Consider the following 17,986-nt stretch of genomic DNA (forward strand, 5'->3'; position numbering starts at 1 on the left):
TTGACCGGTTCTGCACTATGAAGTTTTCAAGGTTCTTGCTGTCTCATTTGAAACAGCTTATTCATTATAGCGCTTCAGTTGGCTCTTGTCAAGCACTTTTTTCAAACTTTTTTAAAAAGTTTTCAGTACTCACGAGCGCGTCCAATGCCATAAAAGCCTTGGAGCCTGCACGCTGCGCCTCCGAGAAGCGTTCGCTTTTCGGTGACGACAAGATAAAATTATACGCGCGTTACAGGCACTTGTCAACAACTTTTTAAAACTTTTTTTGAAATGGATTAGTTGCAAAAGCAATTTTACCTCGTCCACGCCATACTTCCTGTTTCCTAGCCGAAGAAACGCTTGATTTCGATTTCCGCATTCTCCACGGAATCCGATCCATGAATCAGATTATATGTGGTGCTGGAAGCGAAATCCCCGCGAATGGTGCCGGCCGTTCCGTCTTCGAACTTGGTCGCACCCATGAGAATCCGCATTCCTTTTACCGCATTCTCACCTTCCACAATCATCGCCAGAACCGGGCCGGATGTCATGTATTCCAGCATACCCGGGAAGAACGGCTGATCCGCCACGTGTGCGTAATGTTCCCGCAAAATCTCCTCGCTCAGCGTCATCATCTTCGCCTGGGTAATTTTGTACCCCTTGTCCTCAATTCGAGCAATCACTCTGCCCATCAGGCCGCGCTGTACGCAATCCGGCTTCAGCATGATGTAAGTTCTCTCCTGTGCCATAGTTTTCCTCCTAATTATATAAAAAAATATTTTCACGGCCGCAAAGTTTTCCGACCGTTCATTAGCGATTTCGGTTGCCTACGCCCTTTCCGAATTATTTTTACCGGCGAGCATATCCACGAATTGTTGTGCCACTCTTCCGGATTCTCCGCCGTGGCGCGTTGCCCAGCGATCGGCCTCCAGCAGAAGCTCTTCCTCCGGAAGATTTACGCCCTGACGCTCCGCCAAAGTGCGTACGATGTCGTGGTATTCTTGATGCGCCGGCTTGTAGTAGGCGATGCTGACGCCGAAGCGGGCAGACAGTGACAGTTTCTCCGCCATGGTATCGTTCTTGTGCACGTCGTTGGCATCGGTTTCCTGTCGGTCCGCAAAGCTTTCCCGAATGAGGTGGCGGCGGTTGGACGTGGCGTAGATCAGCACGTTGTCCGGACGCACCTCCAGGTCGCCCTCGATAACCGCCTTCAGGTACTTGTATTCCGTCTCTGCGCTTTCAAAGGACAGGTCGTCCATATAAATTATGAAACGATAATTTCGGCTCTTAATAATGCTGATGATTTCCGGCAGGTATTTGAAGTCGTGCTTGTACACTTCAATCATCCGAAGTCCCCGGTCATAATAGTGATTCAGCAGTGCCTTGATGCTGGTGGATTTGCCGGTACCGGCATCGCCGTACAGAAGCACGTTGTTGGCCGGCTGTTCGCTCAGGAACGCTTCCGTGTTGTCGGTCAGCTGTTTTTTCTGGCGCTCATAGCCCACCAAGTCGCCCAGCACCACACCGCCGGTGGCGGTAATCGGCACGATCTCCGGTCGGCCGTCCTGCACCGCAATGCGAAAGGCTCGGTTCATTCCGAATTTTCCCACGCCGTAGTGACGATAGAATTCCATCACGATATCGTACATTTCTTCCACGGTTTCCGCCCGGTCGATGTCCTCGCTGAGTCGGCACACCCGAACGCTCACGTTGCGGTTGAAGAACTGTTCTTTCTTCGGCACCGATCTGTAATTCGTGATCAGCCGGAAGCAATTCAACCCTAGGGCTTGCTCCATTTCCGTAAAGTCGTAATCGAACAGCTGCTTGAAAATAGCGAAGTCGTTCATGGCGAAGTCGTTCACCGTTCCCTCCACGCTGCCGTTCTTCTCCGACACCAGCGTGAACGGATTCTCCGTCATGGCAATCAGGTATGCCAGATAGTTCTGCCACAGATTCCGGTCAAAACCGTAGGCAGTGCTCACATCCATCAAATCGTGAATCTCATCCAAAATCCGGTCCGTCAGATGAGCCGGCTCGTAATTTCCGGAATCGAAATCCCGGCAGATGTCCGCCATGCGAAACAGGATGGAATCCTTCCCGATATTTCGGTAGATTACTAATTTCGATACTAATTTGTACATCGCTAATCTCTTTTCCCTCGTTCCAAAATTCTCTTAATCATTGTAAAAGTATCTTATCTATGATATCTCAGACTTCCGATTTTTTCAATAGGCGCGTTTTCTATATTAGTATTCTTAATATTAAGATTCTCCCATTTCTATTGCAAACATTCTATGGGGGGTATACTCTATATACGAAGAATTTGGCGGTTGCAAATGCAATTGCATAATACCGTCAAAATAACTCTTATCACTATACGAAAGTGAGGTCACAGCATGTTCAACTTTAAACGTACCGAAGCAGCGGAACTCCATCCGATGGAACTCGCACTTCTGGGAACCGGTGAGGTTACCCTGAATGCCGTCGCTGCGGAGCTGAAGATGCTCGCAGACGCAGATTATATCATTATTGATGGGGAAAGCTGCAGAAAAGGCAGTGAGCTTCCGGCTGAGTATCCGGCATACGACCACGTACTCGTCAACAGTCTTTTCTATAAGACAGAGGAAATTTCGATGGACGCGGTTCCAATGATTGTTGCTTATGGAGTAAAAGAGAGCCTGCGCTATCTCAGCTTTGAGACCGCAAAAGTCTCCAAAGAACAGCAGCATAAGATTTACGAATACGCTAAGAAGATTACTGACACCGATAACTTGAGCGAAATCTTTGCATTGGGAAAAGCGGACAAGTATAAGAAGCAGTCTGCCGATGCAGATTTTGAAGCGTATAAAATGATTTTGAAATCTCTGGCTCCGATACTTACGCCGAAGCTGGACATTATCGGCAAAGCCGCAACCGGCACCGTAGGCCGGGCATTCCTCGGCGCTTCCGGTCCGGCAGCTACCTCCAATCTGCAAGACAATCCGCAGGACAGCATCGACTGGAACTACCTGCTGAACAGAAAATAAGTTCTCACGAATATTTACGGGATAGTTATTGAAAACTATCCCGTTTTTTAGTTCTTTGCTTTTCAAGCAACAAAAGAAGGTGTTACATGCAAGCACGTAACACCTTCCAATAATTCATCATTCTATCTTAATTAAAAATCATAAACCTGTTTCTGCAGTGCAGATTACTCTTCCGAAGTACCCCAGGATTCCAGCTTGTTGGAGAATCCCCACAGGATTGCACCGAATACGATTACTACAACTGCGCAGCCGCCGTAACCCTTGGTGAAGTCCATGGTGTTCAGGAAAGCATACAGTCTTGGATACAGCTGCTGAGCCAGGAATACGGCGATTGGCCATACACCAAGCAGCAGACCCAGCAGTTTAGCCGGAGCGAACTTGGAGATGAAGGAGTTACCCAGAGGGGAGAATACCATCTCACCTACGGACATCAGCAAGCATACCAGAGCCAGCCACATTACGGAGCACTGACCGTTGTCACCGGCGATGTTGTTCGCAACTACCATTACCAGGTAAGAAACACCCAGCAGGATGCAGCCCAGAGCGGTCTTTCTGAACATGGACATGTCGCCCTGTGGTCTCTGAGACAGCTTACGCCATACCACAGCCAGAACCGGTCCCAGGATGATGCAAACCAGAGCGTTTACGGAGTCGAACCAGGATGTAGGAATCTGGAAGCTTCCGATGTACCAGTTAGCCTTGTTCAGGAAGGCATCTCCATCACCATAACCGAATCTGTAGTATGCTGGCATGTAAGCCATGTACCACAGCATCCAGAATACTGCAGACAGCAGGGTCAGCAGGATGACAGCAACAACCTTCTTCTTGTCTCCGGATGTGAGCGGAGCTGCTGCTGCAGCTCTCTTCTCTTCGGATACGAATTCACGGGTATCCTTCTTGAACGGAGTCTTGCCGGCTTCGCCCAGAGCCTTCTTTCCACCGACGGTGAACCAAATCAGGTCGATGATCAGCAACGCACCGCACAGTGTGAATACGCCGGTGAAGCTCATCTTTCCGCTGGTAGCCAGAACGGCGATGAAAGTAGTTCCGATGAAGGAACCGATGTTAACGAAAGAATACTGAATGGAGAATGCTTCGTCCAGTTCTTCCTGATCGGAGAACAGAAGTCCGTTAACGCCGGACAGGTTTCCCTTGAAGAAACCGGTACCAACAGCAACGAGAACGATCATTACCCATACCATCTTCAAATCTGTTGCCATTCCGGAAATGATGTAGCCAACACCCATCAGCAGCATACCAATCTGTACGCACAGTCTTGGGCTGATGAAGTGGTCAGCGAGATATCCACCGATCATCGGTGTGATGTAGGTCCATGCTACGAAAGAAGCGGAGATGGCCGCACCCTTCGCATCGTCAAGTCCGAGACCACCGGATGTTGTGTTAGTCGCAATCCAAATGGCCAGCAGATACTTTACAGTGTAGAATGCCATACGCTCGAATGTGAAACCGAGTGCGCAGACATAAAACCCAAATGGCTTACCTTTTTTTGCAGTTTCCATTTTACTTTTACCTCCTAAAGAAATAACGATAAATGATGAATAATTTACATCAGGCTCCTTTGTCTCGAACCTGACAAAGCCTTGGTTATTCCCACACCCATTGAATAAAAATATCTCAAATTCGATGGGACACAGGCTGTAATTAAACTATGGCTAGACCATGGTCTAATCCTACTCTGTGATTCTATCACCATAGCTTCACATTGTAAACACTTTTAAAAGCTTTTTTTGATTCTATGCAAATTTTTAATACTTTTTTTGTTATCTATTGGAAATCTATCAGTTATTTTATTAACCATTTCACAAAATTTCATTTGTCAAGGGGAATTTTTGCTATTTCAAAACTTTTTTTACTGCATCTACAATGTCGCTTGCGGTCATGCCGTATTTCTCCAGCAGCTCTGCCGGCTTTCCGGATTCGCCGAAGGTGTCCTTCTGACCCACCATCTCGATTCGGCACGGTGCGTTCTGCACGACCACTTCTGCCACAGCACTGCCCAGGCCGCCGATAACGGAATGCTCCTCTGCCGTTACGATAGCACCGGTTTCCTGTGCTGCCTTGATAATTGCCTCTGCATCGATCGGCTTGATGGTGTGCATATCCAGAACGCGCGCAGAGATACCCTCTTCTGCCAGAGTTTCTGCAGCGGCCATCGCATCGGCTACCAGAATGCCGGTTGCGATAACGGTCACGTCAGAACCCTCTCTCAGCTGAGTCGCTTTTCCAATCTGAATCTTCTCTGCCTGCTCATCAGAATACAGCACCGGAACGCCGGATCTTCCCAGACGGATGTATGCCGGACCGTCGAAATCCACAGCCGCTTCCAGCAGCTTGCGCGCGCTGACAGCATCTGCCGGACACAGTACGGTCATGCCCGGAATCTCTCTCATCAGGGACAGATCTTCAAAAGTCTGGTGGCTGGCACCGTCTTCACCGACGGTAATTCCCGCATGGGTCGCGCAGATTTTTACGTTTGCGCCGGTATATCCGATGGAGTTTCGAATGATTTCATAGGCTCTTCCGGCAGCGAACATGGCAAAGGTGCTGGCGCATACCACGTGACCGGACAATGCGATTCCGGTGGCCTCCGCATAGAGATCCTGCTCCGAAATACCGCAGTTCACGAAACGTTCCGGATATGCTTTTGCGAAATTCTTTGTCTTTGTGGAACCGGAAAGGTCCGCATCCATTACCACCAGGTTCGGTCTCTTGGCACCCTCTTCCACCAGAAATTCACCATACGCTTCTCTGGTTGCAATCTTCTTTACATCTGCCATTACTGTACACCTCCCAGTTCTTCCATTGCCTGCCGGAACTGCTCGTCGTTCGGCGCCTTGCCGTGCCATCCGGCCTGATCTTCCATGAAGGATACGCCGTGGCCCTTATGGGTCTTAGCGATGATTGCCGTCGGCTGTCCCTTTACCGTCTTGGCTTCATCCAGCGCCGCCAAAATTTCCGGGAAGCTGTGTCCGTCCACGTTAATCACGTGCCATCCGAAGGTCTGGAACTTTCCGCTCAGCGGCGTTACCTTCTTTACGTCATCTACCTTTCCGTCAATCTGCAGGCCGTTCCAGTCCACAATCAGCACCAGGTTGTCCAGGTTCCGATGCGCTGCGGACAACGCCGCTTCCCAGATAATGCCTTCCTGCAGTTCGCCGTCTCCGCACAGAGCATACACTCTGCCCGGATTTCCGTCCATCTTTCCGGCCGTCGCCATACCAACCGCAACGGAGAAACCCTGTCCCAGAGAACCGGTGGACATCTCCAGTCCCGGAACTTTATGCATATTCGGATGTCCCTGGAAGTGACTTCCGATTTTTCTCAGGGTCATCATCTCTTCCACATCGTAGAATCCTCTCTCTGCCAGAGTCGCATAGAGCGCCGGTACTGCGTGTCCCTTGGACAGCACGAACTTATCCCGACCTTCCATCTTCGGATTCTCCGGATTGATATTCATGGTATCGAAATAAAGCGCCGTAAGAATGTCCGTTGCGGACAGGGAACCACCCGGGTGGCCCGAACCGGCTTCGTGGATTGCGCGAATGACATCCACACGAATCTTGCGAGCTGTTTCTTTCAGCTCATCATAATTTCTGTTACTCACAACTTCCTCCTGTTCTTGCTTGTGCAAACATAGATTCATTATATTCATATAGCAATAGGTTGTCCATAGCTATAAATTCAGGAAATATTTTGCCATGATGAAATACGTGCCCAACGATACCATATCCGTCAGGGATGCCATCATCGGTCCGGACATCAATGCCGGGTCGATGCCGATTTTTTTTGCCCCCATCGGAAGCAGCCCGCCGAAGCACTTGGCAATGATGACGATCAGCAGCATGGAGACGCACACCGTCAGAGCCACCAGCGTGCCGTTATGGTCCAGCAAAATAATTCGCACGAAGTTCACCGCACTGACGCAGATGCCGATCACGATGCTCACTCGGAACTCTTTCCAGAATACCTTTAGGGCGTCTCCCATTTCGATTTCGCCGGTGGACATTCCCCGCACCACCAGGGTAGTGGTCTGGGTTCCGGAGTTTCCGCCGGTGCCCATCAGCATCGGCATGTATACCACCAGCGCCACCACAGAGGACAGGGCATCCTCGAACCGGGCAATCAGCCCGCCGGTGATGAAGTAGGAACACATCAACAGGAGCAGCCACGGCAACTCCGCCTTGACGTGGTCCATGACCGGCATGTCCAGATATTCCTTGTCGGTGGAATCGATGACACCGCCCATACGCTCGATATCCTCCGTCATCTCCTCTTCGATGACGTCCAGAATATCGTCGACGGTGATAATGCCCACCAGGCGGCCCTCGTTATCCACCACCGGCAGCGCCAGAAAACCGTACCGCTTGAACAGGTCCGATACCTCTTCCTGGTCATCGTCCACGTGAGCCAGAATAATGTCTTCATGCATGAGTTCCGACACCTTCTCGTGATCCGGTGCGATTACCAGCGACCGAAGAGACACGATGCCGATCAGCTTTCTCCCCCCGGAAAGCACGTAGGCCGTGTAAATCGTCTCCGAATCCATGCCCACTTCCTTGATGTGAGCCAGCGCCTCCTTGGTCGTCATATCCTTCCGCAGCTCGATGTAGTCCGGCGTCATCAGGGAGCCGGCGCTGTTCTCCTTGTACCGCAGGAAGGTGTTGATCTGCCGCCGCTCATTCTTCGGCGTTTTCTCCAGGATTTTGTCCACCAGGTTCGCCGGAAGCTCCTCCAGCACGTCGATCATATCGTCGAAATCCAGCTCGTCCAGAATGTACTGAATTTCCGGATCCGTGATGATATTAATGATTTCCACCTGATTGTCCACATCCATGTTCGGGAACACCTCAACGGACACGTCTTTCGGCAAAGTCCGAAACAGCACCACCGCTTTCTGCATGTCGTATTCCCGCATGACGTCTTCCAGCATCTCCGCGATATCCACCGCATTGAACTTCAGCAGTTCATCCCGACACTGGAAATACTTTTTCTCCTCCAGGAGGCTGAAAATCTTCTCTTCCGAATATTCAAAAGTTTCGTCCATATCCTGAATCGAATTATCCATAGTTCCTCCCCCTTTCCGTATAGTATGTAAAAACAATTTATAAAAACAATTTCGTTACGCTTCGCTTTGTCCGATCATCCCCAAGATGTCCTCCTCCGTGATAATCGACACGCCCAGCTCCCGAGCTGCCCGATTCTTGGAGGAACCGGATTCCGGATTGTTGGTAATCAGGTAATCCGTGCTGCCGCTGACGCTTCCGGCCACCTTTCCGCCCTCTGCCTCAATGGCCGCCTTCAGTTCCTTTCGGTTGCCGAAGTGATTGAGGGAACCGGTAATGACGAACACCTTTCCCACCAATCCGCTACCTTGCTCCTCGTAGGATTCGTCCAGATGCAGCTTAGCAATCAGTCGATTCACCATTTTCTCATTCTTCGGTTCTCGGAAGAAGCCGGCAAAATCCTTTGACATCACGCTTCCCACGCCGTCGATATCCAGCAGTTCCTCTTCCGTCAACGCCTGAATGGTCTGCCACCGATTTCGACAGGCACGGGCAATCTGATTCGCCATGGTGACGCCTACCCCCGGAATTCCCAGGGCCGTCAGCACCCGAGCCGGCGTGGTATTTCTCGCAGCTTCGATGGAGTCCAACAGATTCCTGCAGGATTTCTCCCCAAAACCGTCCATTTCTATAATTTCTTCCCGGTACGTTTCCAGTTCAAAGATGTCCGGGAAGGATCGAATGCATCCCATGCCGATCAGCTTCAGTAAAGTCTGCTCGGAAAGCCCCTCGATATTCATGGCATCCCGGGAGACGAAGAGAGAAAATCTTTTTACCTGCTTCGCCAAGCAGTCCGGATTGGTGCAGGTCAGCACTTTGGTGCCGCCGTCCGACTGCACCCGCGCCTCTCCACCGCACACCGGACAGGTCTCCGGGATGTGGAAGCTGCCGCTCTTGGTGAGGTTCCCGCTGATCTGCGGAATGATCATATTGGCTTTGTACACCGTAATTCGGTCTCCGATGCCCAGCTTCAAATCTTCCATTATATTGATATTGTGCACCGATGCCCGGCGAACCGTGGTTCCCTCCAGCTCCACCGGATCAAAAATTGCCACCGGATTCAGCAGTCCCGTGCGGGACGGGCTCCACTCGATTTCCCGAAGCACCGTTTCCGCCTGCTGATCCCGCCATTTAAAGGCCATGGCATCCTTCGGGAACTTCGCTGTGGTTCCCAAGGAAGCGGAATATGCCAAATCCTCCAGGGTCAGAACCAGTCCGTCCGACGGAATCTCAAAGGTGGGAATCCGCGTTTCAAATTCATCGATGGCCGCCAAAAGATTCTCTCGGTCCACCTTCCGGTATTCCACCACGTCGAACCCCTGCTCCGCCATCCATTTCATCTGGACTTCCCGGCTGTTCTCGAAGTCCACCTCCGGCGCCTCACTCAAGGTAAAGGCGTAGAAGTTCACGTTTCGCTCCGCCGTAATCCGGCTGTCCAGCTGGCGTACACTGCCGCTGCACAGGTTCCGCGGGTTTTTGTATTTCGCATCCGCATCGTCGATGGCCGCGTTGATTTTCTCAAAATCCTCGTAGCGAATCACCGCTTCTCCTCGTACCACCGTATGTCCCCGATGGGGAATGGTGCGGGGCACGTTCCGGAATACCCGGGCGTTAGGGGTAATCACCTCGCCCACATCGCCGTTTCCGCGGGTCACCGCCTTGGCCAGCTTTCCTTCTTCATAGGTCAGCACCACCGTCAGACCATCCAGCTTCCAGGACAGCAGCGCCTCCCGGTCGCCCAGCCAGGAACGCAGCGCCTCCCGATCCTTGGTTTTATCCAAACTCAGCATCCGCCGAGCGTGACGCTCCTTCGGCAGTTCCGACTGCACCGTATAACCCACGTTCTGAGACGGACTGTCCTCGGGAATGTATCCGCTTTCTGCCTCCAGCCGCAGCAATTCATCGTACAGCTCATCGTATTCGTAATTGGTCATGATCTCGCTGGCGTCGTCGTAATAGGCCCGGGAGGCCTCGTTCAGCTGCGCCGTCAGCTCGTCGATTCTCTTTCTGATATCTTCCATTAATCTACCTTCTCAATATTTACAAAACCCTTGCCGATTTTCTTAATTCCCACGGAATCAAAGGCAATGGTAAGGATTTTTCCCGAATCCTCAATCAGCATTCCTTCTCCGAATTTCGGGTGGCGCACTTTATCGCCGGCCTCCAGGCCCTCGTTGGAGAACTTCTTCCGAGTCTGCTTCTTCGCATATCCCAGACTGTCAAAAGGCTTCCCGCCATCCGGTCCGGAATATCCATCCTCCGTGCCGTGGCTTCTTCCCTTGTAAAAATAATCTCCGAAAAGCCCACCGTCTCCGGCAATGCCTCCCTGTTTCGCCTGGCGTTCCTTCACGGTCTCACCGTCGATGTACTGCTTGTCCATCTCGTCCAGGAACATGGATTCGGACGTGTAATCCGTCCGGCCGTACAACATCCGGGTCTCCGCCCCGGTGAGATACAGTTTCTTCTTCGCTCGGGTGATTCCCACGTAGCAAAGGCGCCGTTCCTCTTCCAGCCGCCCCTCTTCATCAAAGGAAGCGGTTCCCGGGAAAATCCCGTTCTCCATTCCCGGAATGAATACAATCGGAAATTCCAATCCCTTGGCGCTGTGCAATGTCATGAGCACCACCGCATCTTCCGACTCATCCCGATTGTCAATATCCGACATCAGCGTAATCCGTTCCAGGAAGGCCGCCAGTGGTGTCGGCTCATCCACCGGAAATCCGGCTTTGGCCAGGGCTTCCCGTTCTTCTCTCAGCTCCTCCTGATGGGCTGCCTCGTCTCCGTTCTCCAGGCTCTTCTCGAACTCCGCCACCACGGATTTAAATTCCATGATATTCTCGATGCGTCCGTCCGCCTCCACCGTATCTGCGGCCTCTAAGGCGCCCAGATAACCGGAACGGTTTAGAATATTGTCGTACAGATCCACCAGAGTCAGATTGTCCAGTTCCCCTCGAAGATCCTGAATCATCTGCACGAATTCCTGCAGGGCCTTTCCCGCCTTCTTTGGGAGAGATGCCATCACCTGCGCCTCGCAAAGAGCCCGGTAAATGCTGATTCGGTATCCGGAGGCATAGGCCTGAATGCCGGACAGGGTCTTTGCTCCAACGCCCCGCTTTGGCTCGTTGATAACCCGCAGCATGGCCACATCGTCATCCGGATTTTCCACCAGGTGCATGTAGGCCATCACGTCCTTGATTTCCTTACGGTCATAGAACCGCAGTCCCGCCAGCACCCGGTACGGAATTCCCCGGAAGGAGAATTTCTCTTCAAATGCTCGGGACTGGGCGTTTTTCCGATACAGCACCGCCATATCGCTGTAGGGATATCCCGCCTCGTGCAGGCGATCGATTTCACTGCCGATATACCAGGCCTCCTGCTTCTCGTCGGGCAGTCGACGGTAGGTGATCTTCGCTCCGTCCTTTTTCTCCGTCCACAGAGCCTTCTCCTTCCGGCCCTTATTGTTGCAAATGACGGAGTTGGCCAGGTTCAGAATATTTCCGTCGGAGCGGTAATTCTGCTCCAGTTTGATGGTAGTCACCTCCGGAAAATCCTTCTCGAAATCCAGAATATTCCGAATGTCCGCCCCTCGCCACTGGTAAATGCACTGATCGTCGTCCCCCACCACACAGAGGTTCCGGTTGGTCTTGGACAGCAGGTGAATCAGTTTGTACTGCAAGTAGTTGGTGTCCTGATACTCATCCACCATGATGTATTGAAACCGATTTCGGTAATATGCCAGAATCTCCGGATCCGCTTCCAGGAGGCGCACCCCGTTGAGAATCAGGTCATCGAAGTCCATGGCGTTATTCCGCATCATTTCCTTCTCGTATTCCCGATACACTTGATACACGGTGTTCGCTCGGAAGTCTCCGGAATTCTCCGCAATATATTTTTCCGAATTCTGCTCCCGCTCCTTGGCATTGCTGATGACGCTGATTACATAGCTGACGGGATAGGTCTTTTCGTTGATTTCCAGGGCCTTCATAATCCGCTTCACCAGGGATTTTCGGTCCGTCTCATCGTACACCGTGAAACCGGTCTTATATCCCAGCACCTCGCACTGATATCGAAGCATCCGAAGACACATGGCATGGAAGGTCATGATCCACATTCCCCGGGTCCGTGGAACCAGGCTTTCCACCCGATCCCGCATCTCTCCGGCCGCCTTGTTGGTAAAGGTCACCGCCATAATTTGGGCCGGGTTCACGCCCTGCTCAATCATGTACGCAATTCGATGGGTCATGGTGGTGGTCTTCCCGCTTCCCGCTCCGGCCAAAATCAAAAGTGGCCCGTCAATATGCTTCACTGCTTTCTGTTGTTCGCTGTTCAGATTTGATAAATCCATTAATCTCTTCCTTAAATATATGTATAAATTGCGTCCGCAGGAATGCGGGCGTAAAAATATCTGACCGTCTGTAAAAGAATCTATCCGAGTCTCGCCGTTTTCAATGTTTTCGACGGTACGGATTTGTTTTTTCTATCGACATTTTATTTTAGCATAATAGCGATAAAAACAAAAGATTTTAACGGCGGTGCAAGGGGTTCTTTCACGTTGTAAGAATTGGAATCACTTTCTAGATTGTGTTTTGTCTCTAGATTGTATACTTTTTTCACGTGCATTGACACTGCATATCGAGAGTGCTAAAATCAAAGTGCGATTGGGAAAGAGTCAATCGCAAGTATATTTAGTTTTTTATAAGGAGAAGAAAATGGCTAATATTTCACAGAAGTACATTGACATTGCTAAGAAAAATTATCCACATGAACCAGAATTTCTTCAGACTGTTGAAGAAGTACTGACTTCTATCGAGCCTGTTCTGGAAGCACATCCGGAATATGAGAAGGCCGGTCTGGTTGAAAGACTGATCGAGCCTGAAAGAAGCATTACCTTCAGAGTTCCTTGGGTTGACGACAACGGCGAAGTTCACGTTAACAGAGGATACAGATTCGAGTTCAACAGTGCACTGGGACCGTACAAGGGTGGTCTGAGATTCCAGGCTAACGTATATCCTGGCATCCTGAAGTTCCTGGGATTCGAGCAGATCTTCAAGAACTCCCTGACCGGTCTTCCTATCGGCGGCGGCAAGGGTGGTTCCGACTTCGATCCGGCTGGCAAGTCTGATGCTGAAGTTATGAGATTCTGCCAGAGCTTCGTTACCGAGCTGTACAGACACATTGGTCCGAACGTAGACGTTCCGGCTGGTGACATGGGTGTAGGCGGCAGAGAGATCGGCTACATGATGGGTCAGTACAAGAGAATTACCAGACAGTACGACGGAACTTGGACCGGTAAGGGAACAACCAACGGCGGTCTGAACGGAAGAACAGAAGCTACCGGTTTCGGTATTGTATTCTTCGCAAGAGAAGTCCTGAAGCACTTCGGTGAGACTCTGGAAGGCAAGTCTGTAGTAGTTTCCGGATTCGGTAACGTATCTTGGGGAACTATTACCAAGCTGGTAGAGCTGGGTGCAAAGCCAATCACAATCTCCGGACCGGATGGATACATCCTGGACGAGGAAGGTATCACCACACCAGAGAAGATCGAGATGCTGCTCTGGCTGAGAGCAAACAGCCCAATGGCTTGTGCTCCATACGCAGAGAAGTTCCCGAACGCTAAGTTCATCCCTGGAAAGAGACCTTGGGAAGTTAAGGCTGATCTGTACATGCCATGCGCAATGCAGAACGACATCACTCTTGACTGGGCGAAGGAAATGGTTAAGAACGGCGCTAGATACCTCATTGAAGGTGCTAACATGCCTACAACCAACGAAGCTATCGCTTATCTGCAGGAGAACGGCGTAGTTGTTGGTCCTTCCAAGGCTGCAAATGCCGGTGGTGTAGCATGCTCTTGCCTGGAAATGGCACAGAACGCTGAGCACCTCATCTGGGATAAGGAAAGAGTTTACAAGGAACTGGAAGGCATCATGGTTCACATCTTCGAGATTACTGAAGCAGCTTGCGCTAAGTACAATCTGGGTGAGAACTTCGTAGCCGGTGCAAACATTGCCGGTTTCGAAAGAGTAGCAGATGCTATGATGATGCAGGGTATTGTATAATCGAACCTTTTGATTATCGATTCACTTCATTGAAGACTCAAAAGAGAGCTGCAGTTGCAGCTCTCTTTTTTTAGTTCTATACTTTTGGTTAGGCCTTGTATCTTCGTATCGGGGAGCAAAATCTTCACATTGCCGCCGGAGGCCGCAACGAAAAACCTGCATGCGGGAGGCAATCTTGGCTTGCGGATTGGGGCGTTGAGCCCAATCCGCAAGCGGTTGCCGATCGCATGCAGGTTTTTCTTATAATTCTATGGTTTTCCCGGCGCGGAGCATGTACAGGTACGCTTCCGTGACCGGAAGTCCGGCCGCCTGTTCCAGGGCAATCCGGTACAGGCGAATCTGTTCTTGATACATTTCCTTCATTTTGGACTCTTCTTCCGAACCGCGATTGCTCTTGTAATCCACCAGGATGATATGGTCTCCTTCCCGGAAGTAACAGTCGATAACACCCTGTACCAGCACGGATTGGTCTTCCACTTCCGTCCGGAGGGTGAACGGTTTCTCCTTCCACAGCCGGTTTCTGCCCGCGGCTTCGGATGCCCGCCTGCCGATATCCGTGGCGAAGAATTTTTTTATCATGTTCAGATCCAAAGCTTCGAAGATTTCCGGGGAGATGGCCCCCTTGTCCATCAGCGATTCTCCCACCTGCCGGATGTATTCCTCGTCCACGACGCCATCGGCAAAGGCTTTGCGGAAATCCAGCCGCTCCATGATGCGGTGGTAACCGGTACCGATCTCCGCACCGGTGATTTTGCCGGATTTCTGGAATTCCGGCTCTTCCAGATCGATGCGCCGCTTTCGGAAGGAGTCCTCCCGAAGGGTGCGGATTTCACTGACGGTATACTTCGCTTTGGTGGACAGGCCTCGGGCATCCGGATATTCGTAGTCCAGTCGCTGTGCCACCAATTCCGCCGCCTGCTCCGCCTTGGTATCGCCCCGGAACCGGTCTCGCTCCTTCTGAAATTCTTCGAAGAGGTTTCGCTTCCGGGTCAGCAGCTGTTTCGGGAAAGGTGCGAACCGATATTCCACCGACGGAATAAAGAGTTTCTCCTTGATGACCTCGTAGTAGCTGCTTTTGCCCGGCAGGCCCCGCTCCAGTTTTTCCGGGGATTTGGCGGTTCCCACCAGAATCAGCTTTTCTCTGGCTCGGGTCAATGCCACGTACAGAACTCGCAGCTCTTCTTGGAAACCCTCATCCCTCTTCTTTTCCATAATCAGGTTCTGAAGAAGGGTTGCTCTCCAGAATTTGTCCTTCCGATTCACATAGGACAGGCTGACACCCATATCGGAATCGAACATGAATCCCTTCCCCAGATTATCCCCCCGCAGCTGCTTGCCCATTCCCGCAACGATGACGAACGGGAACTCCAAGCCTTTACTCTTGTGAATGGTCATAATGCGGACCACATCCGCATCCTCGCTAATCATGGCCGCCTGTCCGGTTTTCACATTCTGCTTTCGGAGGATATCCACGTAGCGGATAAAGCCATTCAGCGAGGCGACTCCGTTCTCCTGGTAGCCCCGGGCTTTCTCCGCCAGAATCCGCAGATTGGCCTGGCGCTGTCTGCCGCCGTACATGGCGCCGGCGTACAGATAGTAGCCGGATTCCGTCAGCACGTACCAGATGTATTCATCCAGCGGCATTTTGTTGGAGAGGTAGCGCCATTCCTCCAGCTTCTCCTCTGCCTGACGAAGCTTCTCATACAGGGCATCGTCCGCCAATGCTTCCGGATTTTTCAAGCAGTACTCGAAGGCCTTATAGTACGCTCCCCTCTGCCCATTTTCTTTATAAGCGATTCGCACCTTCGCCAGTTCCTCCGGGCTGAACCCGAAAATCTCCGACCGAAGGATGCCGATCAGCGGCACATCCTGATGTCCGTTGTCCAGGAGCTTCAGCAGCGCCATGGCCTGGTGGATTTCCACCGTATCGAAATACCCCTGGTCGTCGTTCACATGAGCCGGAATATCCTGTTCCAGCATGGCTTTGTAGAACACATCGGCGCTTCGGCTGGTGCTCCGACACAGGATGACGATATCCCGCGGGGTGGCGGTTCTCCGAACCCCCTGCTTTCCGTCGTAGAACGTGGTGCCGATGATTCCGTTTACCAACTTGGCGATATAAGCGGCCTCCGCTTCCAGCTTCGGAATCGGTTCCCCGTCGTCATCCACCTCCACCGGCTCATCCGCCGCCCCGTTGTCCTCTTCCAGAAGAATATGTGCCTCCGACTTCAGGTTGAACCGATCGTCTCCCTTCAATCCCTGATACAGCTTCGCATTATCGTCATACCCCGGCATAATCCCCTCAAAAACATCGTTGATGTACTGAATGGTGGCACCGTTGCTTCGGAAATTCTTGTTCAGGTCGATGACCATGGAATCGGTGTTTTCTTCCTTCTCGTACTCCCGCCGCGTATCCATGAAAATCTTCGGGTCGGACTGCCGGAACCCATAGATACTTTGTTTTACATCGCCCACCTTAAAGAGATTGTCCGGCCGGGCGATTTTGGATATGAGGTATTCCTGCAGCTTGTTGGTGTCCTGATATTCATCGATAAAAATAAATCGGAACCGCTTCCGAAGGGTGTCCGACACTTCCGGGTCTTCCAAAATGCGCACCGTGATGTGCTCGATATCGCTGAAGTCCACCAAATCCGATGCCTGCTTCTTCGCATCGAACCGCTTTTCGAACTCCTGCAGGAGCTTCAGATAATAGACCGTGTATTCGTAGGCGGCATCCATCTCCCGGAACCGAGTCTCCGGGCTCGGGTCCATGAATTTATTCTTGAAGTCCTTGATGCGCTTCTTGTACCGGTCCCGCAAATCCGTGCAGTACTCCTTGATGTCCGCGTATTCGTCCTTCTCCTCTTTCTTCACCCGAAAGGTGGCGAATTTCACCGCCCCCCAGGCGGAAGCATCGGGGCCGTCGGCGTGTTCCAAGGAGTCTCGCAGCTCTTCCAGCTGTTCGTAATCCTTGTTTGCGATGGCCACCAGCGAGGCGATGCCGTTCCGGTCCAGCATATCGATCAGCTTTTCGCAATCCTTCAGGGCCTCATCCAACTCCGTCTTTCCCCGCGCTAAGAGCATTTGGTATACGGGGGAGTCCGCCATGGACCCCGACTCCGGAAAACGCAGCATCTCCGCCTTTTCGAAGGCCCAGCGAAAATAGTTCGGCAGGCTTCGGAGTTTGGCGTAGGTGTCCATCATTTCGTTCATCAGCGCCGTCTCGTTTCGGTCGCTGCTGTAGTGCTCCAGGAAGTCCCGGAAGGACCCCCCTTCAATATATCCGTCATTCTCAAAACACTCCTCAAAGAGCTCGTCCATGGCTTCCATCTGAAGGAGCTGACTCTGGGTTTCATCGCAGATACGGAAGGTCGGCTCCCGGTCGATTTTATAGAAAAATTCCCGAATCACCCGCAGCGCAAAGCTGTGGAAGGTGGAGATGTAGGAACGATACATCCGATTCAGCTGCCGATTCATCACCGGAGCGCTCTCCGGCACGTCCTTCATGTGCTGCCGGATGGCCCGGGTAAGCTTCAGCTTCATCTCCGCCGCCGCCGCATTGGTAAATGTCACAACCAGCATCTCATCCACGTTGGCTTTTCCCTCCAGGATAATGTGAATAATCCGCTCCACCAGAACCGCCGTCTTTCCGGAACCCGCCGCCGCGGAGACCAGAATGCTTTTATCCAATGTATCGATTGCTCTCTGTTGATCTTCTGTAAAATGTACGCCCATAGTTTCCTCCTGCTATAAATATTATTATATTTATATTTTCTTTGCGTGCAATATGAGTTGTGATATACTATCAATGGTTTATTAGAAGGTTATTTCTATAAGGGAC

At 51.5% G+C, this 17,986-nt stretch carries 11 protein-coding genes; 2 read left to right on the forward strand and 9 right to left on the reverse strand.

Annotation, left to right across the window (positions count from 1 at the left end):
• Positions 1-323: 323 nt before the first annotated feature.
• Positions 324-728: a nucleoside-diphosphate kinase gene (gene ndk, locus FYJ65_RS08075; protein ID WP_154554817.1), complete on the reverse strand. Its 405-nt coding sequence runs from the start codon at positions 726-728 to the stop codon at positions 324-326.
• A gap of 78 nt (positions 729-806) precedes the next feature.
• Positions 807-2,120 (reverse strand): ATP-binding protein, encoded by a 1,314-nt coding sequence (locus FYJ65_RS08080; protein WP_154554818.1) that lies wholly within the window; start codon positions 2,118-2,120, stop codon positions 807-809.
• Positions 2,121-2,375: 255 nt separating this feature from the next.
• On the opposite strand from FYJ65_RS08080, the gene FYJ65_RS08085 reads away from it, so the two are divergent.
• Positions 2,376-3,005: a hypothetical protein gene (locus FYJ65_RS08085; RefSeq protein ID WP_154554819.1), complete on the forward strand. Its 630-nt coding sequence runs from the start codon at positions 2,376-2,378 to the stop codon at positions 3,003-3,005.
• A 164-nt stretch (positions 3,006-3,169) separates the two neighbouring features.
• On the opposite strand, the gene FYJ65_RS08090 is transcribed toward FYJ65_RS08085, so the two are convergent.
• The 6 genes from FYJ65_RS08090 to FYJ65_RS08115 all read right to left on the reverse strand — a co-directional run bounded on the left by FYJ65_RS08090 (position 3,170) and on the right by FYJ65_RS08115 (position 12,434).
• The gene (locus tag FYJ65_RS08090) at positions 3,170-4,525 is read right to left on the reverse strand and encodes a peptide MFS transporter (RefSeq protein WP_154554820.1); all 1,356 of its coding nucleotides are present in this window, start codon (positions 4,523-4,525) and stop codon (positions 3,170-3,172) included.
• 333 nt (positions 4,526-4,858) lie between these two features.
• Entirely contained in the window at positions 4,859-5,803 is a 945-nt protein-coding gene (locus tag FYJ65_RS08095; RefSeq protein WP_154554821.1) for a transketolase family protein, read from the reverse strand.
• On the reverse strand, positions 5,803-6,669 hold the full coding sequence (locus FYJ65_RS08100) for a transketolase (RefSeq protein WP_154554822.1): 867 nt from the start codon (positions 6,667-6,669) through the stop codon (positions 5,803-5,805). Before FYJ65_RS08100 ends, FYJ65_RS08095 begins: the two co-directional genes overlap by 1 nt.
• A gap of 30 nt (positions 6,670-6,699) precedes the next feature.
• Complete coding sequence (gene mgtE, locus FYJ65_RS08105; RefSeq protein WP_154554823.1) at positions 6,700-8,091, reverse strand: magnesium transporter; 1,392 nt, start codon at positions 8,089-8,091, stop codon at positions 6,700-6,702.
• A gap of 54 nt (positions 8,092-8,145) precedes the next feature.
• On the reverse strand, positions 8,146-10,110 hold the full coding sequence (gene ligA, locus FYJ65_RS08110) for an NAD-dependent DNA ligase LigA (protein ID WP_154554824.1): 1,965 nt from the start codon (positions 10,108-10,110) through the stop codon (positions 8,146-8,148).
• Positions 10,110-12,434 carry an ATP-dependent helicase gene (locus tag FYJ65_RS08115; RefSeq protein ID WP_154554825.1) on the reverse strand — a complete coding sequence of 775 codons (2,325 nt, stop codon included), beginning with the start codon at positions 12,432-12,434 and terminating at the stop codon, positions 10,110-10,112. The genes ligA and FYJ65_RS08115 overlap by 1 nt, the downstream gene beginning before the upstream one ends.
• Before the next feature lie 364 nt (positions 12,435-12,798).
• On the opposite strand from FYJ65_RS08115, the gene gdhA reads away from it, so the two are divergent.
• Positions 12,799-14,145, forward strand: a complete 1,347-nt coding sequence (gene gdhA / locus FYJ65_RS08120; RefSeq protein ID WP_154554826.1) for an NADP-specific glutamate dehydrogenase — start codon at positions 12,799-12,801, stop codon at positions 14,143-14,145.
• Between the two features lie 240 nt (positions 14,146-14,385).
• Here gdhA and addA read toward each other — a convergent pair whose 3' ends face one another.
• Complete coding sequence (gene addA / locus FYJ65_RS08125; protein WP_154554827.1) at positions 14,386-17,880, reverse strand: helicase-exonuclease AddAB subunit AddA; 3,495 nt, start codon at positions 17,878-17,880, stop codon at positions 14,386-14,388.
• Between the last annotated feature and the right edge of the window lie 106 nt (positions 17,881-17,986).

Origin of the sequence: Mogibacterium kristiansenii (genome assembly GCF_009695905.1) — a bacterium.
In the GTDB taxonomy this organism is placed as follows: domain Bacteria; phylum Bacillota; class Clostridia; order Peptostreptococcales; family Anaerovoracaceae; genus Mogibacterium_A; species Mogibacterium_A kristiansenii.

What these genes read in the sequence shown, in the direction of transcription:
- ndk (WP_154554817.1), bottom strand. Translation starts at nt 728, where the DNA reads ATGGCACAGGAGAGAACTTACATCATGCTGAAGCCGGATTGCGTACAG.
- FYJ65_RS08080 (WP_154554818.1), bottom strand. Translation starts at nt 2,120, where the DNA reads ATGTACAAATTAGTATCGAAATTAGTAATCTACCGAAATATCGGGAAG.
- FYJ65_RS08085 (WP_154554819.1), top strand. Translation starts at nt 2,376, where the DNA reads ATGTTCAACTTTAAACGTACCGAAGCAGCGGAACTCCATCCGATGGAA.
- FYJ65_RS08090 (WP_154554820.1), bottom strand. Translation starts at nt 4,525, where the DNA reads ATGGAAACTGCAAAAAAAGGTAAGCCATTTGGGTTTTATGTCTGCGCA.
- FYJ65_RS08095 (WP_154554821.1), bottom strand. Translation starts at nt 5,803, where the DNA reads ATGGCAGATGTAAAGAAGATTGCAACCAGAGAAGCGTATGGTGAATTT.
- FYJ65_RS08100 (WP_154554822.1), bottom strand. Translation starts at nt 6,669, where the DNA reads ATGAATCTATGTTTGCACAAGCAAGAACAGGAGGAAGTTGTGAGTAAC.
- mgtE (WP_154554823.1), bottom strand. Translation starts at nt 8,091, where the DNA reads ATGGATAATTCGATTCAGGATATGGACGAAACTTTTGAATATTCGGAA.
- ligA (WP_154554824.1), bottom strand. Translation starts at nt 10,110, where the DNA reads ATGGAAGATATCAGAAAGAGAATCGACGAGCTGACGGCGCAGCTGAAC.
- FYJ65_RS08115 (WP_154554825.1), bottom strand. Translation starts at nt 12,434, where the DNA reads ATGGATTTATCAAATCTGAACAGCGAACAACAGAAAGCAGTGAAGCAT.
- gdhA (WP_154554826.1), top strand. Translation starts at nt 12,799, where the DNA reads ATGGCTAATATTTCACAGAAGTACATTGACATTGCTAAGAAAAATTAT.
- addA (WP_154554827.1), bottom strand. Translation starts at nt 17,880, where the DNA reads ATGGGCGTACATTTTACAGAAGATCAACAGAGAGCAATCGATACATTG.